At 54.2% G+C, this 23,052-nt stretch carries 29 protein-coding genes, 1 tRNA gene, 1 other RNA gene and 2 pseudogenes; 18 read left to right on the forward strand and 15 right to left on the reverse strand.

Annotated elements, in window-relative coordinates:
- Positions 1-212: 212 nt before the first annotated feature.
- The 3 genes and pseudogenes from HXY31_RS05155 to HXY31_RS05165 all read left to right on the forward strand — a co-directional run.
- A complete protein-coding gene (locus tag HXY31_RS05155; RefSeq protein WP_292640473.1) occupies positions 213-380 on the forward strand; it encodes a preprotein translocase subunit Sec61beta in 168 nt (55 codons plus the stop codon).
- Complete coding sequence (locus tag HXY31_RS05160; RefSeq protein ID WP_292640475.1) at positions 380-742, forward strand: hypothetical protein; 363 nt, start codon at positions 380-382, stop codon at positions 740-742. The genes HXY31_RS05155 and HXY31_RS05160 overlap by 1 nt, the downstream gene beginning before the upstream one ends.
- A 15-nt stretch (positions 743-757) precedes the next feature.
- A pseudogene (locus HXY31_RS05165) lies at positions 758-2,140 on the forward strand (DUF2070 family protein); the annotation flags it as partial.
- On the opposite strand, the gene HXY31_RS05170 reads toward HXY31_RS05165, so the two are convergent.
- Complete coding sequence (locus HXY31_RS05170; RefSeq protein ID WP_366933081.1) at positions 2,118-2,723, reverse strand: restriction endonuclease; 606 nt, start codon at positions 2,721-2,723, stop codon at positions 2,118-2,120. The pseudogene HXY31_RS05165 and the gene HXY31_RS05170 overlap by 23 nt on opposite strands.
- Positions 2,724-2,731: 8 nt before the next feature.
- Between HXY31_RS05170 and HXY31_RS12350 the strand changes: the two are divergent.
- Both HXY31_RS12350 and HXY31_RS05175 read left to right on the forward strand, forming a co-directional pair.
- Positions 2,732-2,788 (forward strand): annotated as a pseudogene (locus tag HXY31_RS12350) (hypothetical protein); the annotation flags it as partial.
- Between the two features lie 40 nt (positions 2,789-2,828).
- Complete coding sequence (locus HXY31_RS05175; protein WP_292640479.1) at positions 2,829-3,179, forward strand: hypothetical protein; 351 nt, start codon at positions 2,829-2,831, stop codon at positions 3,177-3,179.
- Here the strand turns inward: HXY31_RS05175 and cofC are convergent.
- Positions 3,162-3,821, reverse strand: a complete 660-nt coding sequence (gene cofC / locus HXY31_RS05180; RefSeq protein WP_292640480.1) for a 2-phospho-L-lactate guanylyltransferase — start codon at positions 3,819-3,821, stop codon at positions 3,162-3,164. The two genes, HXY31_RS05175 and cofC, sit on opposite strands and share 18 nt — an antisense overlap.
- Positions 3,818-4,738, reverse strand: a complete 921-nt coding sequence (gene cofD, locus HXY31_RS05185; RefSeq protein WP_292640482.1) for a 2-phospho-L-lactate transferase — start codon at positions 4,736-4,738, stop codon at positions 3,818-3,820. The genes cofC and cofD overlap by 4 nt, the downstream gene beginning before the upstream one ends.
- Positions 4,739-4,849: 111 nt before the next feature.
- Here cofD and HXY31_RS05190 point away from each other — a divergent pair, with 111 nt between their 5' ends.
- Positions 4,850-5,908: a hypothetical protein gene (locus tag HXY31_RS05190; RefSeq protein ID WP_292640483.1), complete on the forward strand. Its 1,059-nt coding sequence runs from the start codon at positions 4,850-4,852 to the stop codon at positions 5,906-5,908.
- A 96-nt stretch (positions 5,909-6,004) separates the two neighbouring features.
- Positions 6,005-6,160, forward strand: a complete 156-nt coding sequence (locus HXY31_RS05195) for a hypothetical protein (protein ID WP_292640485.1) — start codon at positions 6,005-6,007, stop codon at positions 6,158-6,160.
- Here HXY31_RS05195 and HXY31_RS05200 read toward each other — a convergent pair.
- Genes HXY31_RS05200 through HXY31_RS05215 form a run of 4 tightly spaced genes read right to left on the reverse strand, consistent with a single transcriptional unit; the run spans position 6,132 to position 8,245 of the window.
- On the reverse strand, positions 6,132-6,698 hold the full coding sequence (locus HXY31_RS05200) for a PUA domain-containing protein (protein WP_292640488.1): 567 nt from the start codon (positions 6,696-6,698) through the stop codon (positions 6,132-6,134). The two genes, HXY31_RS05195 and HXY31_RS05200, sit on opposite strands and share 29 nt — an antisense overlap.
- A complete protein-coding gene (locus HXY31_RS05205; RefSeq protein ID WP_292640491.1) occupies positions 6,695-7,639 on the reverse strand; it encodes an RsmB/NOP family class I SAM-dependent RNA methyltransferase in 945 nt (314 codons plus the stop codon). Before HXY31_RS05205 ends, HXY31_RS05200 begins: the two co-directional genes overlap by 4 nt.
- A 32-nt stretch (positions 7,640-7,671) precedes the next feature.
- Complete coding sequence (locus tag HXY31_RS05210; RefSeq protein ID WP_292640493.1) at positions 7,672-8,046, reverse strand: hypothetical protein; 375 nt, start codon at positions 8,044-8,046, stop codon at positions 7,672-7,674.
- Positions 8,047-8,077: 31 nt separating this feature from the next.
- On the reverse strand, positions 8,078-8,245 hold the full coding sequence (locus HXY31_RS05215; protein WP_292640496.1) for a hypothetical protein: 168 nt from the start codon (positions 8,243-8,245) through the stop codon (positions 8,078-8,080).
- A 339-nt stretch (positions 8,246-8,584) separates the two neighbouring features.
- Between HXY31_RS05215 and HXY31_RS05220 the strand changes: the two genes are divergently transcribed.
- Positions 8,585-8,827, forward strand: coding sequence for a hypothetical protein (locus HXY31_RS05220; protein ID WP_292640498.1), 243 nt, complete (start codon positions 8,585-8,587; stop codon positions 8,825-8,827).
- A gap of 292 nt (positions 8,828-9,119) precedes the next feature.
- Here HXY31_RS05220 and HXY31_RS05225 read toward each other — a convergent pair whose 3' ends face one another.
- On the reverse strand, positions 9,120-9,455 hold the full coding sequence (locus tag HXY31_RS05225; RefSeq protein ID WP_292640500.1) for a hypothetical protein: 336 nt from the start codon (positions 9,453-9,455) through the stop codon (positions 9,120-9,122).
- A 56-nt stretch (positions 9,456-9,511) separates the two neighbouring features.
- Positions 9,512-9,792, reverse strand: an RNA gene (rnpB, locus tag HXY31_RS05230) — RNase P RNA component.
- A 93-nt stretch (positions 9,793-9,885) separates the two neighbouring features.
- On the opposite strand from rnpB, the gene HXY31_RS05235 reads away from it, so the two are divergent.
- Positions 9,886-11,772 (forward strand): hypothetical protein, encoded by a 1,887-nt coding sequence (locus HXY31_RS05235; RefSeq protein WP_292640502.1) that lies wholly within the window; start codon positions 9,886-9,888, stop codon positions 11,770-11,772.
- Here HXY31_RS05235 and HXY31_RS05240 read toward each other — a convergent pair.
- Entirely contained in the window at positions 11,769-12,269 is a 501-nt protein-coding gene (locus HXY31_RS05240; RefSeq protein ID WP_292640504.1) for a DUF367 family protein, read from the reverse strand. The genes HXY31_RS05235 and HXY31_RS05240 overlap by 4 nt on opposite strands.
- Positions 12,270-12,328: 59 nt before the next feature.
- Between HXY31_RS05240 and HXY31_RS05245 the strand changes: the two genes are divergently transcribed.
- A complete protein-coding gene (locus tag HXY31_RS05245; RefSeq protein WP_292640507.1) occupies positions 12,329-13,621 on the forward strand; it encodes a DEAD/DEAH box helicase in 1,293 nt (430 codons plus the stop codon).
- Here HXY31_RS05245 and HXY31_RS05250 read toward each other — a convergent pair.
- From HXY31_RS05250 to HXY31_RS05265, 4 genes are all read right to left on the reverse strand, one after another.
- On the reverse strand, positions 13,618-14,277 hold the full coding sequence (locus HXY31_RS05250; RefSeq protein ID WP_292640509.1) for a hypothetical protein: 660 nt from the start codon (positions 14,275-14,277) through the stop codon (positions 13,618-13,620). The genes HXY31_RS05245 and HXY31_RS05250 overlap by 4 nt on opposite strands.
- Before the next feature lie 115 nt (positions 14,278-14,392).
- Positions 14,393-14,902 (reverse strand): hypothetical protein, encoded by a 510-nt coding sequence (locus HXY31_RS05255; protein ID WP_292640511.1) that lies wholly within the window; start codon positions 14,900-14,902, stop codon positions 14,393-14,395.
- Positions 14,903-14,914: 12 nt separating this feature from the next.
- Positions 14,915-15,292 (reverse strand): hypothetical protein, encoded by a 378-nt coding sequence (locus tag HXY31_RS05260; RefSeq protein WP_292640513.1) that lies wholly within the window; start codon positions 15,290-15,292, stop codon positions 14,915-14,917.
- Position 15,293: 1 nt separating this feature from the next.
- A complete protein-coding gene (locus HXY31_RS05265) occupies positions 15,294-15,686 on the reverse strand; it encodes a hypothetical protein (RefSeq protein ID WP_292640515.1) in 393 nt (130 codons plus the stop codon).
- Positions 15,687-15,794: 108 nt separating this feature from the next.
- On the opposite strand from HXY31_RS05265, the gene HXY31_RS05270 reads away from it, so the two are divergent.
- The 3 genes from HXY31_RS05270 (at position 15,795) to HXY31_RS05280 (ending at position 18,344) form a co-directional block, all read left to right on the forward strand.
- A complete protein-coding gene (locus tag HXY31_RS05270) occupies positions 15,795-16,517 on the forward strand; it encodes a hypothetical protein (protein WP_292640517.1) in 723 nt (240 codons plus the stop codon).
- A gap of 74 nt (positions 16,518-16,591) precedes the next feature.
- Complete coding sequence (locus HXY31_RS05275; protein WP_292640520.1) at positions 16,592-16,879, forward strand: hypothetical protein; 288 nt, start codon at positions 16,592-16,594, stop codon at positions 16,877-16,879.
- A 322-nt stretch (positions 16,880-17,201) separates the two neighbouring features.
- Positions 17,202-18,344 carry a 3-hydroxyacyl-CoA dehydrogenase family protein gene (locus HXY31_RS05280; protein WP_292640522.1) on the forward strand — a complete coding sequence of 381 codons (1,143 nt, stop codon included), beginning with the start codon at positions 17,202-17,204 and terminating at the stop codon, positions 18,342-18,344.
- Between the two features lie 252 nt (positions 18,345-18,596).
- On the opposite strand, the gene HXY31_RS05285 is transcribed toward HXY31_RS05280, so the two are convergent.
- The gene (locus HXY31_RS05285) at positions 18,597-19,097 is read right to left on the reverse strand and encodes a TIGR00725 family protein (RefSeq protein WP_292640524.1); all 501 of its coding nucleotides are present in this window, start codon (positions 19,095-19,097) and stop codon (positions 18,597-18,599) included.
- A gap of 70 nt (positions 19,098-19,167) precedes the next feature.
- On the opposite strand from HXY31_RS05285, the gene HXY31_RS05290 reads away from it, so the two are divergent.
- From HXY31_RS05290 to HXY31_RS05310, 5 genes are all read left to right on the forward strand, one after another.
- The gene (locus HXY31_RS05290; protein WP_292640526.1) at positions 19,168-19,812 is read left to right on the forward strand and encodes a phosphoribosyltransferase; all 645 of its coding nucleotides are present in this window, start codon (positions 19,168-19,170) and stop codon (positions 19,810-19,812) included.
- Between the two features lie 37 nt (positions 19,813-19,849).
- Positions 19,850-21,112, forward strand: a complete 1,263-nt coding sequence (ahcY, locus tag HXY31_RS05295; protein WP_292640527.1) for an adenosylhomocysteinase — start codon at positions 19,850-19,852, stop codon at positions 21,110-21,112.
- A 39-nt stretch (positions 21,113-21,151) separates the two neighbouring features.
- Positions 21,152-21,226: transfer RNA gene (locus tag HXY31_RS05300), tRNA-Val, on the forward strand.
- A 281-nt stretch (positions 21,227-21,507) separates the two neighbouring features.
- Complete coding sequence (locus HXY31_RS05305) at positions 21,508-21,663, forward strand: hypothetical protein (protein ID WP_292640530.1); 156 nt, start codon at positions 21,508-21,510, stop codon at positions 21,661-21,663.
- Between the two features lie 816 nt (positions 21,664-22,479).
- Positions 22,480-22,947, forward strand: a complete 468-nt coding sequence (locus tag HXY31_RS05310; protein WP_292640533.1) for a hypothetical protein — start codon at positions 22,480-22,482, stop codon at positions 22,945-22,947.
- Positions 22,948-23,052: the final 105 nt, after the last annotated feature.

Here is a 23,052-nt window from a genome sequence, read left to right on the forward strand (position 1 = left end):
ATGCAAAATTGTATCATTTTTTCGTGCTCAAAATGTTACACAATGTAACATTTTTTCTGCTGGGTAGAAAAGGGGTCGGGACCTGTCCGGATTGGGTACAGGGTCCAAGCCTGGCTTTGCAAATGTGCAGGCAGAGGCATCAAGAGGCGACTTTTTTACAAAGCCTCAGGTAGCGGAATGTATTTAAAACAAGGCAGTACTTGCTAGATTGAATGAGCAGCAAGAAAAAGAACGCCCCGCTGCCCGCTTCAAGCGCAGGACTCTTGCGTTTCTTTGAAGACGAGACAAGAGGCATCAAGGTAAAGCCAGAGTACGTCCTGGCAGGAGCCGGCGCCATGATAGGCGTCTCGATAGCAATCAGGTTGCTATTCCCCGTCTGATGATGACCGTGCTCTCTGCAAGACAAGACGACGTCTCCAACATCCACCGCCGGTGGTCTTTTACAAGGTTGACTCCAGGAAGCCTCAGGGCTTCCTACGCGATGACCTTTGCGTGCGCGTTTGCGGTAATAGCAGTGTCGCACGTTTTCCACCTTGGCACGGACGCGACGAGCTTTGCGGTGCACGTCCCGCTGGGCCTTGGCGCAGTTTTCGCGCTTGGGCTTGTTGACAGGATAATGCTGCGCGGGACGCCGATCAACAGCCTGCCAAAAATAGTGCACGTCTCGTCGTTTGCGAACCTGCTGTGGGCCCTTACGGTCATCGTCGGGATACTTGCAGATTCTTTGTTTGCCAAGAGCTAGACAGACTATGTCGTCGCCGGAATGATGCTTGCCGCCGGCCTCAGGATCGGGATATTCACGTCGGTATTTGGCGCGGGCCTCGGCAGGGCGGTCGCGGTGTGCATGGTCATGCCCCTTGTCTTCTTTATCGCGTTCGTGCCGCCGTCTTTGTGGGGCATACTTGCCGGGCCGGCCGGCCTTGGCTTTGGCGCGGTGTTTTTGGCACTTGCGATAATCTGGGCGGCAATAGCAGACAGGGCGGGCAGGCCGCATGTCCAGAGCACCTTCAAACTGTTGCAGGCATTTTTGTCGTCGTGGACAGAAAACAGGTCCGGCGGAATCGAGGAGATGTTTGAGTCAAGGGCGCATGAAGAGACCGCCTCGACCGGCGTCCTTCGGATAATCGCGGCAGGAAAAGAGACTGCAATAGTTCTTCCGGACATACACCCCGGCCCCTTCGGGCAGGTGGGCGGAAGCAACCTGCCCTATGCGCTCTTTGCGCGCTTTGGCAAGAGGGCCCTTGTCATGCACGGAGTTTCAGGCCACTCGTTCAACATACCCTCGGCGCGTGAAGTCGACAGGTACATCGCAGGCCTTGACGGGCTCGGCAGGAAGGACTCGGGTGACACTGCAAGCGAGCCGGTGCAGATTAAACAGGGAAGCGCGACTGCGACTGCAATCGCGTTTGGCAGGACAGCGCTTGTCATGCTTTCCCTTGCTCCAAAGGGAACAGAAGACATTCCGCAAAAGGTTCGCCAAGAGCTCGAATCGCATGCTGCTACTCGGGGCTTTGGCCTGCTTGTCGCAGACTGCCACAACGCGATGGGCGGCGACCTTGATGACGCCGACGGGGGCGACATGATAGTAGCTGCAAAGGCATGTCTTGACAGGCTGCACGGCGCGCCGCAATACAAGTTCAGCTCTGGCTTTGCGTCGCTTGACGACGTGCCGCACGCGCTTGGCGGAGCTGCAGAGCTTGGTCAGTCGGGCCTTGCGACAGTAGTGTTCAGGATAAACGGCAGCGACTATGCCATAGCGTGGGCCGACGCAAACAACATGGAAAACGGACTGAGGGACAGGATAATCTCCGCCGTTGCTGGCGCCAGGTTGCTTGAGGTATGCACGTCTGACACGCACGCAACTTCTGGCAAGAGGACGCGCGAGGGCTACTTTGCGCTTGGCACCGCAAGCAGCCAGGACGCCATCGCAAAAGCGTATGCGGACATTTGTACAGCCGCGTCTGCAAGGCTTGAGCCGGCCGCGTTTGAAACGGCGCTTGCGACGTCAAAGGTCAAGGTGATGGGCGAAAAGCAGTTTGAGGACTACTCGTCGGCGCTTGACAGGTCGATGAACATAACCAAAGCGTTTGTCGGCATGACCTTTGCGGTGTTTGTCGCTATGCAGGTCCTTGCCTCGTGACAACGCGCAGCTCGGGCAGAAAAGTCCTGACGTCTGCGAGGAACGATCCCAGCTTTGAAACGGGCACCACAGGCACGCCCCCGACAAATGCTGCCCTTTCTGCGTGCAGCGTCAGCACGGCCGGGAGCGCCTGAGTTATCCCGGGCTCCTTCCTTACAAGTTCCTGCGCCCTTGCCGCCTGCTTGGCGCAGAAGGTCGATATCGCAGAAAAGTTGGCTCTCTTCCAGTGCTTGCAGTCGACGGCGACTGCAAAGGCTCCGTCAATCCCGACGACGTCTATTTCCATCCGCGGCTTTGAAAAGCGCACGTTGGTGCGCGCCTTGTACCCAAGCGACGACAGGACGTGCGAAGCCAGGCCCTCAAAGTCCTTCCACGACAGGCTCCCTGAGACCTGCTCGGGATCGCAACCTGCCTGTATCGCAAGCATCGCCGCCTCCACCCTGTCGCGCCCGGAAAAACGCAGCATGCCCCTGTCGCTTGTGCCGATGCCCCTTGCCACCAGGAATTCTGCCACGTCTTTTGCGACTGACCTGCCGATGCCGGATGCCTGGCAAAACTCCTCCACCGTGACCTGCCCGGCCATGCCGGCCACGGCCTTTGCGAGGAGCGCGGGGTTCACTGGCGCAAATAGCGCGCACCTGTATTTAAGCGACAAAAGGAAATATGCCGGTCACGCCGTTTCAGGTGCGTGGCCGACTGGCGCGACTTTACCGTGCTTTTCTGCATGACCCTTGTCGTGCTGGGCGCCGTGTCGCTTGCTTTTTCCGCGCAGACGTTTTCGATTGTCAAAGGCAAGGTAGTGGAAAAGGGAGTAGGAGTCTTGGAGTTTGACGGCAAGCCCAGACTCACTAACACGATATCTGTGCTCATCGAAAACGACGACAGGGTGTTTGACATAAAGCGTGGCACGGTTGTGAAATATCCTGTCACCGAACAGGACGTGCAGGTAGTCGAGATAGGCTCTGACGTGGAACTTTTCGTATCGTCTTTCAAGGCCACGGCAAGGGTTCTGGGCCAGCCTTCACCGGGAAGCGCCTGACAGAGCGGACTTGACAAACGAGGCGGTCTGCTTTGCTGCAATCCTTGCATCGGGCATGCTTGCCAGCTCCTTTGCGTCGTCGGGCGTGTCAAGGTCGAACATCAGGTTCTTTGAGTTGATGACTTGTACCGCAAGCCCGGCCTCCTTTGCAGCCCGTATGTGGTTTTCATAGCTGTTGTTGTCATAGTGCGTCGCTATTGCAGCCGGCGGCCTGCGCAGGAGGATGTTTGTCCCGTCAAAGCGGGTTGACGGGCACAGGGCGACGCACGGTCCGTCTTTTGCAAGCGCGCAGACGCCTGCTATGTCGGCCGCGTTCATGAGAGGCAGGTCCTGCGGCACGACCACCGTTGCCTGCGCGCCGGCCCTGGCGCTGTGCGCGTCTGCAAGGGCGACTGCAGAGTTTACGCCGGCGTCGCTTTCCTGAAAGAGCACCTTTGCGCCGCGCCTGCTTGCTATTTCCTTTGCATGCAAGTCGCCTGTCACGACCAGCACCTGCGCAAAGCACCCGGAGGCTGCAAGCGTGGCAAGCGTGTCGTCAAGCATCAGCTCCGACAGGGTCCTGCGCTGCTGCAGGCTGAGCAATGGCGCAAGCCGGCTCTTGGAGTTTTCAAACCGCTTGACAGGCACTATTGCAAAGATCAATTCCGCGCCATCCCGGCAAGATACATTGCCAGCCTCGCCTCTCCGCGTCGGCCTTTCATCATGATGTCTGTTGTTTCCACCTTCATGCCAAGTAGCTCTATCCTGCCTGCCATCTTTGAATCGGTCCTGGCTATGACAAGCGAGCCTGCCACGTCCTTGTAGTATCGAGCCACTCCTGCTGGCGAGACCTCGAGCCCCAGCGCATTCATGTACTTTGCCGCCGGCCCGCTGACGGGACCGCCGCCTATTATCGGCGAAACAGCTATCACCTTTTCCCTTGCGCGCTCTAGCTCGCGCCTGACGCCGGGTATCGCAAGCATAGGTCCGATGCTTGAAACAGGGTTTGCCGGCGCCATGATTATCTTTTCAGAATTTCGAATTGCGTCGACCACCTGCCGCGTGGGCCGGGCGCTGTCAGCGCCCCTGAAAGTAACGCCTGTCACAGCAGGCCTTGCGCCGTTTTTAACCCAGAACTCTTGCAGGTGCATCGCGCCTTTGGGAGTAGATATCACGGTCTCGACCTCGTCGTCGGTTGCAGGCAGGATTTTTTGACCGACACCTAGCATTTCTGTTATGGCACCGGTGATCTCGGTGAGGCTCTTTTTGCGCCGCAGCATCTCCGTCCGGTAGACATGGGTCGCAAGGTCCCTGTCCCCAAGCGCAAACCATGCCGGCTGTCCCATCGCCTCCATCTGGCGGATAAACGAAAAGGTGTCGCCCCTTATGCCCCAGCCCCTCTTCTGGTCGAGCAACCCTGCAAGCCCGTAGGTAATCGTGTCGATGTCGGGGCAGACGTAGAGGCCATAGAGCCAGATGTTGTCGCCGACGTTGCATACGGCAGTTATCTCTTTAGAAACGCTGGCAAGGCCCCTCACAAGTTTCACAGAGCCCGTGCCCCCTGCAAGAACGGTGATCAAACGCTGTCGTTAGTTGTGGACCCTTTTTATTATACGTATAACGACGAAATTCGCAGTCTTCTATAAGTAGCCAAGATAAAGATTATAAAAGGTGCGGAGTGAGATTCCCTCGTGAAGTCGTTATCCGTCGTCGCGACTGTAATTGCTGCCGTTTTGGCGTTCAGTGTTATCCCAAGCGCTTTTGCAAATGACATGAATGCTATAATCGTACCCCAAACAGACAAGGGCGAACTGCACTACATCGGCGTCAAGAACATTACGCTGCGCTACGAGGCAGGCAGCGCTGCAGCAAACGCGTTCGGCGACGAGGAGACGCGTGTCACCCACACCATAAGGGGCAACGTTACCAGCGAAGATAGCGGCGTCATTAGCGCAATCACCGCGTTTAACAGGGCACTTCTTGACAAAGGAAGCCCGGCCCAGGTAACAGAGCTCAGACTCATTTACACGGCAGCGATAAAACCCAGCGAGACTAGCACCCTCATATCTTACAAGATAGAGGTCATACCCACCATGGCAAAATTCGTGCTCGGCACAGGCAGCAACGAGGCAGGAGCTTCGCAGCTGATCGACCTTGAATGGAGGGGAATCCTTGTCAACGAGCCGATAATGGTGGATGTCCCGAGTTACGGCGAGATGGACATCAACAGGCCGATGGGCCTGATGCAGGCAGTCTATCCAGAAGCGGCATCGCAGATAGAGTCTTCGCAGGCAGCAGAGATATTCGACGAACCTATTCTTGATTTCAGAAAGTTCGACCAGAAGATGGACACTTGGCACTTCCTCTTCGACCCGTCCGGCAGCCTCGTAGAGACCTCGGCGTTCTTCCGCGAGGAGAGCGGCGCCAAGGTGACTTCGATATACTCGCTTGGTGAGAGCAGCTTCCGCGAAGGAACGTTTGAGGCAGAAGAGAAAGACGCCGCAGCGACCATCGATGGCTCAAACGTGGCGGTGCACTCCCAGGTGCCTGCGCCAAGCGGCCAGATCCAGGTAGCAGGATTCTCAAACCTGGACGTGAGCCAGGCGGATGCAGAAATAGCCAGCGTGTCTCCTGAAGCGCCTGAAGGGTTCACGACAGCGACCGGCGGATTCCCGATACAGGTGCTCCTCATACTGGGCGGCATGATGGGCGCTATAGCCGTGTTCATCCTGTGGAAAGCCAGAAAGTAAGAGCTGCGCTTTCTCCCTACTTTACTTTATTTCACATTCTTGTACATAGAATATAGATAACAACCCCTATTATCGGAAATCGGCATTTCCGCAATGATGAGAACCGAAGAGGAGGCCAAGTACGACTTGGACGAGCGCATCTTCGAGCTGTACGACACAGGAATGTCCATCCAGGAGATATCAAAGGAGCTGGACACAACGGCAGACTACATCACAAACGTGCTCAAGAACGCCTCCGTCGAGGCGACCTAGACATCTTGGCCTGCCGTTCGCCGTCCTCTTCGCGCAGGTAGCGTCCCGCGTCTTTCAGGGTGGTCACCGTTATCTTCCCCTTTTGCGTCATCAATTTTCCGGCAAACCGCGTCCGGCCTACCCCTATCGCCTCCCCGGCCCTGTTTGTGATTATAACCAGCTCGTTCTCGCCAATGTCGCTTGCCGCGTTTGTAACAGAGTCGCCCATCACGTCCCGCCCATAGAGCACGAGCTTTTCCGCGTTCTCGCCGACTGCCACATAGTATTTTCCGCCCCCGGACAGCCGGGCAAACAGGTCTGCGCCTTCCATAGTCGGCGAAAAGTGTTTGGCAAGGTCGCCGACTGCAAGGCCGCAGTAAAGAGGCTCAAGGCCGGCAACGGCGGCTTCAAGCTCGGGCGTCACAAGGCACGCCTGCCGGGATTTTCCGTCCTCCCTAATCACAAACGCAGCGTCTTTCAGCGCGTCGAATACGCCCCACAGGGCAAGGGCCCTGTTTATCATGGTGCGCTCGTCCCTCGCAGGGTTGCGGTGCATCATGCCCTCAGCCTCGCCACGAAAAAGCCCGTCGTGTCGTGCAGGTGCGGGTAGAACCGGCGCGTGTTTTTCCCGGTTTTAAACTTCCTATCGCCAAACGAGTCCAGGCCCTGCTCGCCGTGGCCGAAAGGCTCGACTGCTGCACCCAGCCTTTGTGCCACGCTTTCCACCACCGCCTCGTTTTCCTCCGGCGCAAAAGAGCAGGTAGAGTAGACGACGATGCCGCCGGGTTTTGCAACTCTTAACGCTACTTCAAGCATCTTTTCCTGCCTTGAAGAGCAGTAGTCAACGTCCTCAGGCGCGTGGCTGGTCTTTCTTGTCGGGTCCTTTGCAATCACGCCTTCGCAGCTGCACGGCGCGTCGAGAAGCACCCTGTCAAACCTGCCCAGCCTTTCCGCGTCAAGGCCGTCCATCCTGCAGACGCAGGTGTTAAAGACGCCAAGGCGCGCAAGGTTGAACGACATTGACCGCGCGCGCTTTTCGCTTGGCTCAAGGGCGATTATGCAGCCGGTGTTTCCCATCCTTTGCGCTATGAGGGTGGTCTTGCCGCCGGGCGCGGCCGCCATGTCAAGCACCTTCTGGCCTTCCTTCACGTCAAGCGCCTCGACAGCCATGCAGGAGCTCAGGTCCTGCAGGTAATAGTGACCGAGCATGTATTCGGTAGTCGCGCCGGCAGACATCGGTGCCTTTTCTACCGCAAACACTTCCGGCAGCGCAGTCGGTGAAAGTGCAAAGCCTTTTTCTTCCAGCCGGCGCTCAAGGATTGGCGCGTCCGTCTTTATCGTGTTTACCCTGATGTACTGCGTCGGCTTTTTCTCCATCTTTTCCAAGAACCTCTCGACGTCGGGCACGTACTGCAAAAACCTGCTGACAAGCCACGGGTCGTAGCCGTACTTGCGCGCAAGCGCGTCTGCCCGGGGCGACTGCGGGAAAAGGAGCGCCAACCGGTCTGAAAGGCTGGCGAGTCCATTTATTATTATCTTCCGGCGCCGGGAAGCCCTATTGTCTTTGCCGGCGTCCGATAGTCTGTCACGACCTCGATGCCCTCGTCTGCAGTCACCCTTATCGTGGGCGAAAGCGTGTCGGTGTCAGGGTAAAAGTAGTAGGTCTGGCCGGGGTCCAGAAAGTCCTTGTGCTGCACATCCCCTGTCCCAAGCTCGGCAGTTATGTTGGTCAGCCGCTCCGTGCCTATGTTTGCCACCCTTATCCTGTACAGCGTCCCAGAGATGTCAGTCGTGTCCCGCGTCGCGTCCACTTCAAGGGCATAGTCGGGCCGGGTAAGATTTGTGAAGGCGACATAGCCGGCAAACGCGACCGCCGCACCGATTATCCCCAGGATGACTGTGCGCAACAGATATCAGAAATGGCAGGCCGGAATAAGGCTATTCCTCTTCCGAGTCGTCGTCGATTATGCCCCGGTTCTTGATGTATTTCAAAAGAGACTCGTAGTTGTCCTCTATCTTGTAGTAGTGGAGCATGTTCTCAAGCTTTTCATCGTCGTAAAGGTGCCTACCTGACTTTTTTTCAAAATTCGGCGCCTTATCTGCCACTGATTTGTAGCAAGCTTTGCTTATTGATAAACTTTTGAGGTAGCTGTCTCATACATACATGAAAAAATGGTGATTCTACAAAACAAAAGCGAAATTTCACAAGAAACGATCGACAACTTTTACCGCGAAACGTAAAATTGTTCCGGAATTGGCAACCAATCAAGAAAAAGCTTATCGAGCCGCACTAGTGAGAAGTCCGCCCCTGTTGTGATTCTAGGAATTTGATCAAGAAAATCCTTCCCGTTAGGAATTTCTACGTGTTTTTAATTGATAGTGTAAATATCCATTATTTCATGGCGGAAACACTTATGTATTATGAAACTGTCTTGTATTTTCCCCATGAATATCACTTATTCTCCGTTCAATCTCGTCGCAAAAACCTGCGGATGCAAAGAAAACAACAGGGTATCGTACCTGTTCCTGGAAGAGCCCCACGGCCTGTGTATCGACAAGAAAGACCTGCTAGAGGCGCAGATCCAGGCGTGCGAGACCCTCCTGAAATACACAAAAGACGACCTGGAAAGGTCGACTGTCGAAAGAGAGATAGAGGAGCTGCGGATGGCCCGGGACCTTATGGCGTGAGGTGAGGGTGCCATAAATGTCCAGGACCTCACCCAGGTTTATGCAAGAAAGGTAGACGCAAGAAAGGCGACTTTTATCATCTGCCAGGACTGCTTCTGGTGCGCGTCGTACTTCAAGGCGGACGGCAGTTTCAGGAATTGCCCGGTCTGCAGACAGGGCAGCATCGACTCGCTGCCGATATTTGGCAACGAGTACTACAGGATAGAGCTGTCTGCAAACCGAAACGTCGAATTGCATTTTGCAGCCGACCGGCCCGGCGCAAAGTAGGCGTGCGCCAGACGCGACTCGCGCTTCAAGGCGGCGCGGCAAACGCCTTGTTGTGTTCTCTTGACCAGATTATCACGAGATAGATCGAGAAGCCTTGGATAACGAAACCAACAGCAGTCGTGATTGCAAAAACCGCAAACGCGTCAGGGTCGCCATACGCGAGCCAGTCGTCGCCAAACTGCGAAAATGATGGCGGGGCAGGATAAGAGTACGACACACCGGATAACGCGGCAGACGGCACGACTATGTACAGCACGTACTTGCGCAGCTTGCCTATCCTGTAAAACGCCCAAAAGTTCAGCCCGATTATGAATGTAAACACTATCTGCCAGCCGACACTTACCTTGTGGTTTGCAGGCAACAGACCTGTCACGTGATTTGTTTATTTATCCTTTCAAGCAGATGTCAAAAATAAGGGCGTGCCAGCCGTAACCCTCCTTCTGTTCTAGGCGGAATTCCGCTGAGCAGCCAACCTGAGCAGGTGCAGGAACCTGTCGCTCTGTTTGGCCTTGCTCCATCCGGGTCGGCAGTTTCATTCCGGTATCGGGAACCTCAGGCTTGTCGCCATCACGGTGCGCCCCGACCGGATCTCTTTTCTGTTCCGTCGCCAGCCGTCTCCGGCTAATTGTCGCCAATTCGGATGCCTGCTTTGAGGGAGGAGTTTCCTCTCTTTTCGAGTCGCCCGCCCGCTGGCTCGCATGAAAACTATACGAATTTGGTATTTTAACATAGATATTTCTCAGGCCCACCAAACTCCTTTTATAATCGGCGAAAAGCTATAGGAAAGTTCCATGAGTGCCTTCCGGACGGGACTTGCGGCGTTTTTCTCACTCATTCTAGTGGCCTCGTTGTTTGCAATAGTCCAATTTTCACAGGTGCCCCCGGCGACTGCGCAGGTGCGTTTTATTGCGCACCTGATGGTGGACGGCCACATAGTTTCCATTAGCCAGTTCAGGCTATCCGGTCCGGATGTAGGATGCGAATTCAACCATTACCATGCGGCATCAGGCGGATTTGTCGTCGCATATGACGGCACGATCATTTATGATCCCGATCCTTCCGGATGCGGATACGCCACAGAAAGCGAAGCCGATACCTATGCAACACAGGTAATAACCTCACAAGGGTATGGCATAACCTTTAGCAGAAACGTCTACATCAACGACGACCTGCAATCAGGATTTTACATAGGAACTTTTGAGGTCAACGTCGAAGCCCTGAAGAGTGCAACCGATCTAGACTCGGGCTTTCTAAACGTCGTCACAGGTGACGACTGGGTGGTAAAGAACCTGCCTGTCCTAGAGGATTTCCCCTACGATGTCATTGCCACCGACTTTGAGCTGGCAGACGAGGAGCAAGAGGAACTGACTGCCACGGTTCAGTACTCAGAATTGGCATACATTACCATCGACGAGGCAAAGTATACTGGCACGACTTCCATCAGCGTGACGTACAGCATGGACATCAAGGAAATCGAGCTGTGCGCGATACCCTACAACGCGACGAGTGTTACCCGGCCTCCTACGCTTGACGACGTGCTCTTTGGCGACCCGAGCAAGACCAATGCAACGATACAATATGAACACAGGAACATCGAGGCAGCGCAGAACCAGTGCATGCCAACCTCGATGGCAAACAGTCTCCAGTTTCTCGAAGACACCAAGGGCCTGAACGTCCCGCACGACCACAAGCCGGGTGTCAAGGGCGACGACTCGCTTGTAGGGCAGCTCGACACTTACACGAACAGGACGGTGACTGACAGGCAGAACGGCAAGGGAACGTGGGGTCTTGAGGGCAAGCTGAAGTACCTTGCCGCAAACGGCCTTGAAAACAGAGTGAAAAACTCGCACTGGGGAACGGGCATTCCTTCCGGTGCTTCTGACTTTACTGTCAATGCAAACGGCAAGACCGTGACCTCGAAAGGGATGGGCGAGAAGATCAAGTTCGAGGACATCTTTGACGCGCTCAACAGGGGCCTTGACTGCGAGCTGGTCTACAGCTGGAACGGCGGGGCCCACGCGGTGGTCCTAGTTGGCGCCGGAACTACAAACGGCGTCCCCTGGATAATGCACGCTTCCGATCTTAACCAGGGAAGCGACAGCGCCGGCACCAGACAGTTCACGTTTGACTACCTGACGGACACTGACAAGAACGGCGAGTACGAGCTTAGCGGCACCAACGAGAGAATAACGCAGGTCATCTGTGAAGAGGTTGTAGCCGCCCCTCCAGCGCCGCCGGGCCAGCCGCAGACCGTCCCCGTGGCTGCGGGCGAGCAGGAATTTGCGGTTGACACCCTTCTTACGACCGGGATAATCACTGGCATCACCCCCGACCCGGAGGCAAGCAGCATAATACTTGAAGTCGAGTCAGGCGCGACGGCAGACGGCGAGCTGACAATCACGCTGCCCCGCGAGCTGATAGACGCAAGGGATGGCGACTCGGACGGCGAGTTCATAGTCATGGTCAACGGCGAGCAGGTCCCATACGAGGAGACCTCCGCGTCTGAAACTGAAAGGGAGCTCAAGGTGTCGGTCCCTGCCAACACGCAGTCCGTGGAAATAGTAGGGACTTATGTAGTGCCAGAGTTCCCGGTCGCAGCGCTTATCCTGGCCGCTTTAATAGCGACAGTGATAGGCGTAACTGCGCGGGGCAGGTTCTCGCGGTTCACAGGCCTCTAGGCAGGAAAGTATTCCTGCTCTATCTGCCTCACCTGCTCCTGCGTCTCGGCCTTGGAGTAGTCTTCGAGCAGGTCCGCGTTCAACTCCAAGAAAGTGTGGCCCCACTTGAACTTGTTCAGGATCTCTGCCGCAGTCTGCCGGTCGCCGAGGATGTAGAGCGCGCCGGCAAGGGCCTCTGCGCTTGAGAGCTTGCCAAGCTTGGCATAGTTGACTGGGTTTGCCGCAAGAAGTGCAGGCAGGCGCCGGCCGATGCCTGACGAGAACACGCGCTGGTGCTTTGCCACCTCGTCTGCCCGCTCCCATGAACAATCAATGGCGCACACCGCGCCTGCAATCTGGGCGTCGTTTTTTGTCAAGAGGGTGCCAGAAAACGGGCTGAGCACTATGGTGTCTTTTTTTATGAACCTGACAGGCTCGGCTATCCTGAACTTTGCCAGCTTGGCCGCGGTGCACTTTGACGGGTCGTCCTGGCGCATCATGTACACCTGCGGCTTCATGGCATACCGCGGTCGGGATGTCCATTAAAGTTTTTAGTAACGACAAGTCCAGATGAAGCGTGCCTGCCATATCCGCGCTCAGGTTCCCCTTTGAGCTAAAGCGTGATCAATTAGAGGCTGCAGAGGCGTGGATGCAGAACGGCTGCAGGGGCTCTGTCATTTTCAGCACGGGCACCGGCAAGACAGAGATTGCGTGGGAGTGCGCAAAAAGGGCGGCTGACAAGTCAGGCGCTAGGCACTTTTCCGTCCTTTTCCTGGTGCCTAGAATAGTGCTCATCGACCAGAACGTGCGCAGGCTGCTCAGCTACGGCATCGACGGGGGCGACATCGGCGTGTATTACGGCATGAGAAAGGACGCAAAAGAGATAACGATAAGCACATACCAGAGCGTAATCAACAATTTCGACCTGATAAGGCATGCAGATATGGTGGTGCTTGACGAGGTCCACCTGGTGAGCGAGACTGCGGTTGAATTTGACAGGATATTTGACGTGATAGTGGAAGACGCCGACAAGGCGATACTGGGCCTTACCGCCACGATAGACGAGCGAGACCCGCGCTATCACACCATCCTGACAGTCGCGCCTGCTGTAAAGAAATACATGATAAAAGATGCGGTGTCAGACGGCAGGCTTGCCAAGCCGGTGGTCATTGAAGAAAAAGTGAAATTCACAGACGACGAGCAGAAAATCTACGACGAGGCAAGCTCGACGATAAAGGACATTTCCCGCAAACTGCAGGCGTACGAGCCGGACAGGATGACAAAGATACTGATGCGCGGAGGTGCGCGGGGTGCGCTTGCCAAGCAGTGGTTTGCAATGGTGCGCAAGCGCAAGGAGGTGCTCAGCTCGACGAGGCAAAAGCTGCTAAAGGCAGTCGAGATTGTGAAAAAGCATCCCGGCGAGCGCGTCATGATATTTTCAGAGACGATCGATTCAATACAGCAGCTGCGCGACATGCTCGAGTCATCAGGAATACCTGCAAGGACAATACACAACGGCGTCAGGCGGCAAGAGCGCGAGGAGATACTGCAGAGCTGGGGCTCCGACTACTTTCCTCTCTTGTCGGTGCACACGCTAGAGATAGGCTACGACGTGCCGCAGGTCGGAATAGCCATCATCATCGCAAGTTCTTCCAACACAAACCAGGTGGCCCAGAGGATAGGCAGGGTTGTGCGCAAGGCCGACGGCAAAGAGCACGCGCACGTATACATCGTCTACGTCGAAGGGACAAAGGACGACAACATGCTCAAGATAGTCAAGGCCTCCATCGACAAGGGAGGCGAGGAAAAGCCATCGAGGTCGAGGGGCAGGCGGCCGTCAGGAAGCCAGCACACGATAACGCGCTATTAAATCCCGGCCATGCCGCGCATGAGCGTGTCGCCCATGTTCTCGAAATATGCGTCGACGTCCATCTCCACCACCCTGCCGGCGTCGATGTTGATGATGTAGACGACGTGCAGGTGCGCGTTAAGGATCTCGTCCTCTGACACGGGCGGGTTGCTGTAGTATTTGTCGCAAAACGCCTTCAGGTCAAGGACTTCTTTTTCCTGCCTGTCCCGGGGCGGCTTGCGGAAAATCGAGGGGATTGGGAGCACGCTGACAGGCGGCGTCGCAAGGATGAACTTGTTTGCGTGCTTGCTGTACCTTGCTATCTTGCTTGCAATCCTTGCCGCGTAATACGCAAGCGGGTCAAGCGCGTGCTCGGGCGGTATAAAGCCCGTCTCTATTTCAACAATAGCCGAGCCGTCGCCCTTTGTCGCAAACACGTCGCAGACGAGTATGTCTGTCAGTTGTTTTTCGACGTCGATGGTGTAGCCGTCGCGGATGAGGTGCTTGGCGCAGACAAGCTCCATCGCCGAGTGGTTTATCTTGACCAGGTTCTTGCTGTACAGGTGGATGAGTTTGTTCTTGACAAACTCGAGCCTGTCGACGCTTTCAGGCGGCTCGCCCTCGCTCATCTTGACTGCAAGCGACGTCACGTCTGCCGTGAACTTTTCTAGATCCAACCTTCGGGATTGCTAGCCCCTGCTGGCTTAAAGAGTGATCGGCAGAGTCCCGATAGATGATTGCCGTACGACTCGCAGAATTCCCCGGATAATCTTGATTTTGGCGTGCTTGCCGCTAGTCGTCAGCGGTAGCTATGTGGAGAAGTACGAGAAGTATGAGCATTATTACAAGGAATATCTGACCATGTACCTGCATGTTGAAAAGCCGCGTTCTGGACGACGTGAACCTCATCAATGCCCCGCTTGCAACCAACACTGTCATCACTAGGGCCAACGCGATGGATATTCCGTCTGCAGCGCCTGACAGCATTATGCCGTGTGCCATGCCTGCCGAGTACCCTATCAGGTTCATGGCAATGTGAAAGTTCAAGACGGACCTGTACATCGTGGTAAGTGACCGGGTTATTCCGCCGGAACCGACTACAGCCATCAGCGTCTTTCGAGACATCTTGTATGCTACAAGCGAACCGGTGCCCAGGGCGCCTGTTCCGACCGCGGCCCATCCAAGAGCCACGGCCCCTCCGCCTTCATATCCATCCTCTGCCCAGGCTTCAGGAAAACCTGCCGATGCAAAGACGACGCCGATTATGACTGCGGCCAGAAACAGGTTACGGGCCATCGACATCTACCCAAAAAATTAAGGGCGGGCCGGGACGGAAGCCTTTTTGCGGCCTGCAAAGATCTTGTATGCAGTATAGCTTATCGTCCCGACCACGGCGGCGATCACGCCATACAGTACCAGTCCGGAAAGTCCGCTCCCAAGAGCCGCTCCTTCAGAGTCGTCGTCTTCAAATTCCTCCCCGCCTTCCCTCTCGCCTGACTCGCTTTCTCTCTCGACTCCACCGCTTGAGCCTGTGCCTTCCGATTCCTCGCCCCCTCTTCCGTCGTCTGCCCTATTTACCGCCAGGTCCTCCTCTTCGTTTTCGTCTTCATCTGCGAAGGCCGGCAAAACTCCGGCGACAGCTCCTGCCAAGAGAAACGCCGCCAAGACGCCAGCCAGATGTGCTTGCTTCATGCTACCACCTTCTCTCAAAGTAGGCGCCGCGCATTCCTACGCCGTCGCAGAAGCTGCCGCGAACCTCGACAACATCCGGAGAATCTGAAATCTCCTTCAGTATTTCAAGCGTCAGCTTCTGGTTTGTCACGTAATGGGTACCCTTGTCAAAAATCGCGGGCACCATGCCGGTTTTTTCCATGATATATTGCCTTGCGGCTTCGGAATTGGTCCCCTCTTTTGTGAACACCTCGATGGTGTAGAACAGGGTTTCCTTTCCGGTCGCGTCGATCCTTTCCAAAAAGTCATCGATCAACGCAGGGTCCACCTTTGGCAGCACGTCCTTGTAGGCCTGGCGTGCTTGTTTGAATTTGCGCCGGACCTCGTCCACCTCAACAGTCAATGTTTGAGACATGGTATTCTTATGCCGCGAGAACGATATTAAGCCCGAATTAACAGAGTTGCAGGACCCTTTAACTTTGTTAAGTGCCTGATTATAAGCAAAAGCCTGCAAGACTATCTTGTGGGCGAAGCATCTTCTTCCACGATACTGAGCACCAAGTACGGAAAGCAGGCCATAAGGCTCATCGGCTCGGCAACGCGTTCTATGACATACGTCATCTATGTTACCGCCGCTCTGGTCATCTTTTCGCTCCTTGACCTGTTTGGTGTCCTTTACCACTTCCAGCTCTATTCAGAGATCCAGCACGACTACATAATATCGGTGATAGCACTTGTCCTGCTGGGCGTCCTCTTTCCGCTAATCTGGAAGGTTCTAAAGGCAAGGAGGGCGCTTGACTCCTGGCAGGATGTGTTTGAGCGCGGATCTTTGCAGATGGGTATCGCCATGTCGATGGCGCACCGCGACAAAGGAGAGGGCATCAAGGCGGTAGCCGAGACGGTGGCCGAGATGGAGCCTTTGAGGCAGCACATCGCAAACGTTGGAACATCGAGATTCACGGATGTGAGCATTGCAGGGGTCGCCTTTGACGCCCTTGTCGATGAAAGCCTCGTGGAAACCGACGACCTGAAAAGGCTTTTGAGAGAACATGGCGCAATTGCCCTGGTCCTGAAAGACGTTGCAGACATCTCAAGTGTCATGGATTTTCGCCGGCGGATCAAGACCTACTCCAGCAATACAGGCCGCAGGATAGGCATAGCAGCCATCGTAGCTAGTGAGATAACAGACGAGGCCCGCAAAGGCGCAGGCGAAATTCTCCTGGTACAGAAGGCCAGCGGCGATTGAAAACCCAGGGCTCAGAGTACAATTGCAACAGATACCAGAAATTTACTTTAGGGTGGTACTACAAGGGTTAGCATTTGGCTGACAGAAAGAGGTTCTCTGCAGAATACACCATGTTCTCCATACTGGAGTACATGTACATGCTGCACCAGCCTGTCAGCAGGTACCACATCACAACCAAGGTGCCCGGCATAAGCTCCCAGCGGCCAGACAGGGTCTCGCAGATAGTAGACATGCTTGAAAAGAACGGCTACATCGAGCAGGTGCAGACTGCAAATGTTACGTATTACCAGATATCGCAGAAGGGAAGAGAGGCTTATGACCGGTGGATAAGACAGTTTCTCGATTTCATGAGGTCGCTCTAGACGTGCCTGTTGTGAGTCCGTCTTTACCTGCAGCCCGCCGATTGCATCCTATCTCGCCCTTTCCAATAAGGGTTTGTATGATTTTCTTTCATAATTGAAAGCATACGACCAGATTAGTTCTTTGATAGACAGACAGGATAAAGGCACTTGATGAAATGCAGCCAGACGTTCCTAGCTGCAACCAGAAAAATACGGGGTCGGAGGTTGAGCAAACTCAACCTTAAACTAGTTCCACTATTGAAATTATGCAATACGACCCGATGATAACTAGACAGTCCATTTGATAGCAACATTAAAAATTCCCTGACCGCCCCTCAAATAAATGGCAATCAACAAGATAACAGTGCTTGGCTCGGGAGTCATGGGCCACGGCATAGCGCAGGTGTCTGCGATGGCAGGCTATTCGGTCATCCTGCGCGACATCGAGCAGTCGTTCCTTGACAAGGCGATGGAAAAGATCAAGTGGTCGCTTTCAAAGATGGTGGAAAAGCAGAAACTGTCGCAGGCTGACGCCGACAAGATTTTTGCCCGCATAACCCCCATTGTGGATTTGAAGACTGCGCTAAAAGACGCCGACCTCCTCATTGAGGCGGTGCCGGAGGACATGAACCTGAAGAAAAAAGTGTATGCTGAAATTGACAGCCTCGCAGAGCAAAAGACGCTCTATGCGTCAAATACGAGCACGCTTCCGATAACGGACATGGCTGCCCTTACAAGCAGGCCCGACAGGTTCATCGGCCTGCACTTTTTCAACCCGCCACAGCTGATGCCACTTGTAGAAGTAATCCCGGGCAACAAGACAAACAACGACATGGTCGTCATGGCGATGGACTATTGCAAGAAGGTCGGCAAGCAGCCGGTGCTCTGCCAGAAGGACGTTCCGGGATTCATCGTAAACCGCGTATTTATCCCGCTCGTGCACGAGGCCGCGCACTGCATGGACCGCGACGGCGCAAAGATGACACAGATAGACTCGGCGGTGAAGTTCCGGCTGTCGTTTCCGATGGGAATATTCGAGCTTGCAGACTATACCGGCCTTGACGTGATTCACAAGGCTACAGTCGAGATGCACATGCGCGACACCAAGGTGATAAACCCGCACCCGGCGATAAAGAAGCTGTTTGAGGAAAAGAGTCTAGGGCAAAAGACGGGCAAGGGCTTTTACGAGTACAAGGGCGACAAGTACGAGCGCATCAACCTGACAGAGCAGGAAGCGGCAACGTACGACCCGGTAAAGATACTTGCAGTCGCGGCAAACAACGCGGCCTGGCTGATAACAAAGGGCGTCTGCAACAGAGAGGACCTTGAAAAGGCGCTAAAGCTGGGCATGGGGCTCAAGAAAGAGCTGTTTGCAACCGTGAACGAGTTTGGCGCAAAAAAGGTGGTCGACACCCTGCGCCAGCTGGCGGCAAAATACGGGCAGTTCTACGAGCCGGACCCCTACCTCGTCAACTATCGAGGTTAGCCCCTCTGTAGCGGGACACAGAAAGTGTTAAATCTTCTGCCTGCGTATAGAACTATGCCGACTGGCCGAAAGGTGAACCGTCAATAGGCCTCGCAACGGGTATAGGCTCGGTGCGTTCCAGTTGACGGCCGCCTGGCGCAATAAACGCCCGCAAGGACGATGATTGCACAGGCATTGGCAGGCAACAGGGCCCCCATGTGTTCGTCATGGTAAGGTTCTGACCAGGCCAAGAGCCCAAGGCCAGCACGGCACTCAATTTTCCTTCATTACAAGCCTTACTGCTTCTGCAGGATCTTTTGCGATTTGCACCTGGACGCGCTTGCGCTCGTCGAGGTATTTCCCGCCGTACGAGTCGGCGATGCCGCCGCTGCCGGCAAGCGCCGCCATCGGCTTTTTCATCATGTAGCCTATCGACAATTCTGTCAGTGTTCCTACTCCGCCGCCAACAGCTATTATGCCGTCAGCCGACGACGCAACTATAAAGTCGCGCGCAAAGCCTATCGTGGAGCAGATTACGATGTCGCAGTACTTGTTTGCATGCGAAAAGTCGTCCTGAGGGATTATGCCCACCGTCGTGCCGCCGGCCTCCTTTGCGCCCTTGCACGCCGCCTCCATCACGCCTCCGAGGCCGCCGCACACCAGCACCGCCCCGGCCTTTGCTACCTCCTTGCCGGTTTCATAAGCGAGTTTGCGGGCGTCTTCGGAGCACCTGTCGCCGTTGTAGCCGATGACTGCAATTTGGAATTTGCGCACAGGAACGCTATCTCCCTGACAGATTTTAGCCTTGTGAATCCTTAAATGCGATGCCCTACAACGCTGACAGGTGAAGTTCAAAAGCAGGGCTGACGCCGGCGAGGCGCTTGCAAACAGGCTCGTCAAAGTGGAAGGCCACGGCGGGCCCGTGCTTGTGCTAGGCATACCGAGGGGAGGCGTCATACTTGCAGAAATTGTATCGCGCAGGCTAGGCGCCGGCTTTGACATTGTAATCCCAAGAAAGCTGGGCGCTCCCGGCAACGAAGAATTGGCGATTGGTGCCGTCATGGAGGACGGCACCGAATACGTAAACCGCTACCTCGTGACAGCGCTCCGCATCCAGCCCGAGTACCTTGCAGACGAAAAGGCAAAGCAGATGGCAGAGATAAGGCGCAGGTCTGCAGCATACAGGAGGCCGGGCATGCCCTACAGGATAGAAGGAAAAACAGTCGTGCTGGTAGACGACGGCGTCGCCACTGGCGCTACTGTGATAGCGGCTGCTCGGTGGGTGAAAAAGCAAAAGCCCGATACGCTTGTAATCGCCGTTCCTGTAGCGCCTGCACAGACAGTCGAGGCGTTGAGGCACGAGGCCGACGCAGTCATTGTCCTTGAAACTCCCAGGGACTTTGGAGCGGTGGGCGAGTTTTACGAGGAGTTCAAGCCAGTCACCGACGATCAGGTCATGGACATCATGCGGAAAAACGACCTGCTCTAGGGTCAGAATAATATAGGGTATTCAGGATTTGACGCTCATGGAATACCGCGTCAAGGACATTTCGCTTGCTGAAGAGGGCAAGAGGCGCATAGACTGGGCTGAGGCGCACATGCCCGTTCTAGTAGCCTTGAGGAAAAAGTACGGCGAGACAAAGCCGCTCAAGGGCATCAAGGTCGCCGGCTGCCTCCACGTAACAAAGGAAACAGGCGTGCTTGTCAGGACGCTAAAGGCGGCAGGCGCAGAGATAACATGGTGCGGCTGCAACCCGCTTTCGACGCAGGACGACGTCGCGGCGTCGCTTGCCAAGCACGAGGGCGTCGGCGTCTTTGCAAGCAGGGGCGTTTCTACAAAGGAATACTATGACGACATTCACTCTGCGATGAATCTCAACCCGCATGTAACGATAGACGACGGCGCGGACCTGACGGTAGAGATGCACAAGGCTATGGAAGAAGGAAAACTAAAGGGCCCGCTGTACGGCGGCACCGAAGAAACAACAACTGGCGTCATCAGGCTGCGTGCCATGCAAAAGGCAGGCAAGTTGCTCTTCCCTATTATCGCGGTAAACGACGCCGAGACAAAGCACGACTTTGACAATGTTTACGGCACCGGCCAGTCTGCACTTGACGGCATCATACGCGCGACAAACGTCTTGCTTTCTGGCAAGAGCGTCGTGGTTGCCGGGTACGGCCACGTCGGCAAGGGAATAGCAAGGAGGGCAGCAGGCCTTGGCGCAAACGTGATAGTGACTGAAGTCGACCCGATTGCGGCATTGAAGGCAAAGCTGGACGGCTACTCTGTGTCAACTATGAACGAGGCTGCTAGCATCGGCGACGTGTTCGTGACTACGACAGGCTGCAAGGACGTGATAGTTGCAGACGATATTGCAAAAATGAAGGACGGCGCGATACTTGCAAACGCCGGCCACTTTAACGTCGAGATATCGATACCGGACCTTGAGAAGCAGTCAACAGGCCACAAGGAGGTGAACCAGCACACGATGCAGTACAACCTGAAGAGCGGCAACAGGGTCTACCTGATAGGTGAAGGCAGGCTGGTCAACCTTGCCGCGGCAGAGGGCCACCCGTCAGAAGTAATGGACATGAGCTTTGCAAACCAGTTCCTTGCTGTCCTGAAAATAGCCGCGTCAAAGGGGACGATGAAGCCACTAGTTCACAACATCGACAAGGCGCAGGACCAGGAGATAGCGATGGCAAAGCTGCAGGCGATGGGCGTTACGATTGACGTCCTGACGCCGGAGCAGAAAAAGTACCTGGAAGGCTTTGCGGAAGGAACGTAGCTGGAAATATATTATCGCTCAAGCGAAGGCAAAAGAGGCGGATGGGTAGTCTAGCCTGGTTAGGATACCTGTCTCACACACAGGTGGTCGAGAGTTCAAATCTCTTCCCATCCACTTATTTTCGCAGGTGTTCTTTTTCGGTTTTAAAGCACTCGGCCACTTCGACCGGGCTGGCGGGGTTCATAATCTATCTCATCTATACGCTTCTTAAAGACAATCCTAACCCAAGGCCACCAACCCCGACATTCGATTACGATATCGTGGTCTGATAATTCGTAGTAAACCTCATCAAGAATGACTGCGTCTCCATAGTCTTGCGCCAACACCGCGTTTTGCCCGCCTTTCAACCATTTCTGATAGTGTGGGCCAACCCGAATACGATAGGAGTATGCGGTTTGATTGCGGTTATGCACCATTATTCTCTCTTTGAAGTGGCTTTCAGGGTGGTTGCGATAGACCACGATGGCCGGCTTTTTGCGGTCATAGTGTATAAACAATGTTGTAAGAATGCCGGCGATACCTACGGCAGCGCCAAGGCCCGCGACGATTAATGTCTCCGACACGTTACGGGTATTCTCAATCGAAGCATGCTAATATAGTAAATGGCCCCGTACCACAAAAAGATCAACGATTACGGGTATGTCGATGACGTAAGTAACTTGTTCATATTAGATAATCTTAGACCATCTTAGAAAGTAATATAAAGTCAAATACCACAGGTAACCACAGGTTACTACAAGTTACTTGTAGTAAAAACAGGGTCAGCGTACAGACGATTTAGGTGCGACCCAACCGTGATGTAAGCACGGCAAGCCTGTACGCGCCCTGCGATTATTTTGAGAGCCCGGTCCAATTTTAAACATTGCTATCTTGTGGTATTTTATGATAAAATACGGTATGCGTAAAATTGCGTCAAAAATATGTCAGAAAGCACCTGCCCGCACCAATCAGCACCTAAGTGCACCAAATCGCACCTTTTGAACATAATACAGAAAATCGAAGTGCGGCGGGCAAAAAGCTATAACTTAGTTTTTGAACCAAAGTTTGTAAAAGTAAAAACCTACCGCAGGCAATCCACCCGCAGCTGTAAATATCGCTGCGAATTGATTGGGCATTTCCAAGAAGCCACCGATTAGTGCGCCTGCTATGTACATACCCATCAGAATACAGGTTGGCACCATTATTGCCCTGTAGGCTATGTCTTTAGCCAAAATTATGATTCACAGCTGTACGTCATAGTTTCACTATCTATAATACAACTTAGGCGTAGCCGTGTGTTACACACAGGCATCGTGCAAAAGGGCGAAAATCTGTAACTTCAATTCATTGTAAAATGCTAATAATAACGACGTTCTCTACAACAGAGTATGTCTGTAGAGGTGGTAGTAGGCGCGGTTATTGGGGCTACTGTTTCGCTAATTACTACAGCGGCCTATGATATTGTAAAAGATAAAGCAAAAGAAGACCGCTCGCGTAGAGTCAACTCAGCGTCACTCATTAAAGAGCTTGAGATGAATCTGGAATATCTTAAAGAAAATGAATCAACCGGTGATGTCGATGAGTCTCTTTTGCTTCATACTTCTGTATTTGATAGCATTATTAGTTCAGGCGAGTTTTCATCGCTTAATGAAACAGTACAACAAAGCCTTCAGCAAGTGTATGCAGCTATAAAGCAGAATAATCAATACGCCGCACTGTATTCGAGTATTCTATTTCAACAGACAGAAAGAATAGACTCATCAGGTGTGACTATTAAGCAATTGATAGCAAATGCGCATAAATCATTAAAGAAAATGATACCTGACATGATAATAGTTCTTAGAAATAGTCGATAATTTTATTCTCTTATGACTTTCAGCACTGTGGTTGTTGCAACAAAGACATACTTTAGCAGGCAGCAAACCACCAGCGCGGTATTTCGGGCCTGTGATTTTTAAGAG

Source organism: Nitrososphaera sp. (genome assembly GCF_013388945.1).
Taxonomy (GTDB): Archaea; Thermoproteota; Nitrososphaeria; order Nitrososphaerales; family Nitrososphaeraceae; genus Nitrososphaera.

What these genes read in the sequence shown, in the direction of transcription:
- HXY31_RS05155 (WP_292640473.1), top strand. Translation starts at nt 213, where the DNA reads ATGAGCAGCAAGAAAAAGAACGCCCCGCTGCCCGCTTCAAGCGCAGGA.
- HXY31_RS05160 (WP_292640475.1), top strand. Translation starts at nt 380, where the DNA reads ATGATGACCGTGCTCTCTGCAAGACAAGACGACGTCTCCAACATCCAC.
- HXY31_RS05170 (WP_366933081.1), bottom strand. Translation starts at nt 2,723, where the DNA reads ATGGCCGGGCAGGTCACGGTGGAGGAGTTTTGCCAGGCATCCGGCATC.
- HXY31_RS05195 (WP_292640485.1), top strand. Translation starts at nt 6,005, where the DNA reads ATGAGAACCGAAGAGGAGGCCAAGTACGACTTGGACGAGCGCATCTTC.
- HXY31_RS05200 (WP_292640488.1), bottom strand. Translation starts at nt 6,698, where the DNA reads ATGATGCACCGCAACCCTGCGAGGGACGAGCGCACCATGATAAACAGG.
- HXY31_RS05220 (WP_292640498.1), top strand. Translation starts at nt 8,585, where the DNA reads ATGAATATCACTTATTCTCCGTTCAATCTCGTCGCAAAAACCTGCGGA.
- HXY31_RS05235 (WP_292640502.1), top strand. Translation starts at nt 9,886, where the DNA reads ATGAGTGCCTTCCGGACGGGACTTGCGGCGTTTTTCTCACTCATTCTA.
- HXY31_RS05240 (WP_292640504.1), bottom strand. Translation starts at nt 12,269, where the DNA reads ATGAAGCCGCAGGTGTACATGATGCGCCAGGACGACCCGTCAAAGTGC.
- HXY31_RS05255 (WP_292640511.1), bottom strand. Translation starts at nt 14,902, where the DNA reads ATGTCGATGGCCCGTAACCTGTTTCTGGCCGCAGTCATAATCGGCGTC.
- HXY31_RS05260 (WP_292640513.1), bottom strand. Translation starts at nt 15,292, where the DNA reads ATGAAGCAAGCACATCTGGCTGGCGTCTTGGCGGCGTTTCTCTTGGCA.
- HXY31_RS05265 (WP_292640515.1), bottom strand. Translation starts at nt 15,686, where the DNA reads ATGTCTCAAACATTGACTGTTGAGGTGGACGAGGTCCGGCGCAAATTC.
- HXY31_RS05280 (WP_292640522.1), top strand. Translation starts at nt 17,202, where the DNA reads ATGGCAATCAACAAGATAACAGTGCTTGGCTCGGGAGTCATGGGCCAC.
- ahcY (WP_292640527.1), top strand. Translation starts at nt 19,850, where the DNA reads ATGGAATACCGCGTCAAGGACATTTCGCTTGCTGAAGAGGGCAAGAGG.
- HXY31_RS05310 (WP_292640533.1), top strand. Translation starts at nt 22,480, where the DNA reads ATGTCTGTAGAGGTGGTAGTAGGCGCGGTTATTGGGGCTACTGTTTCG.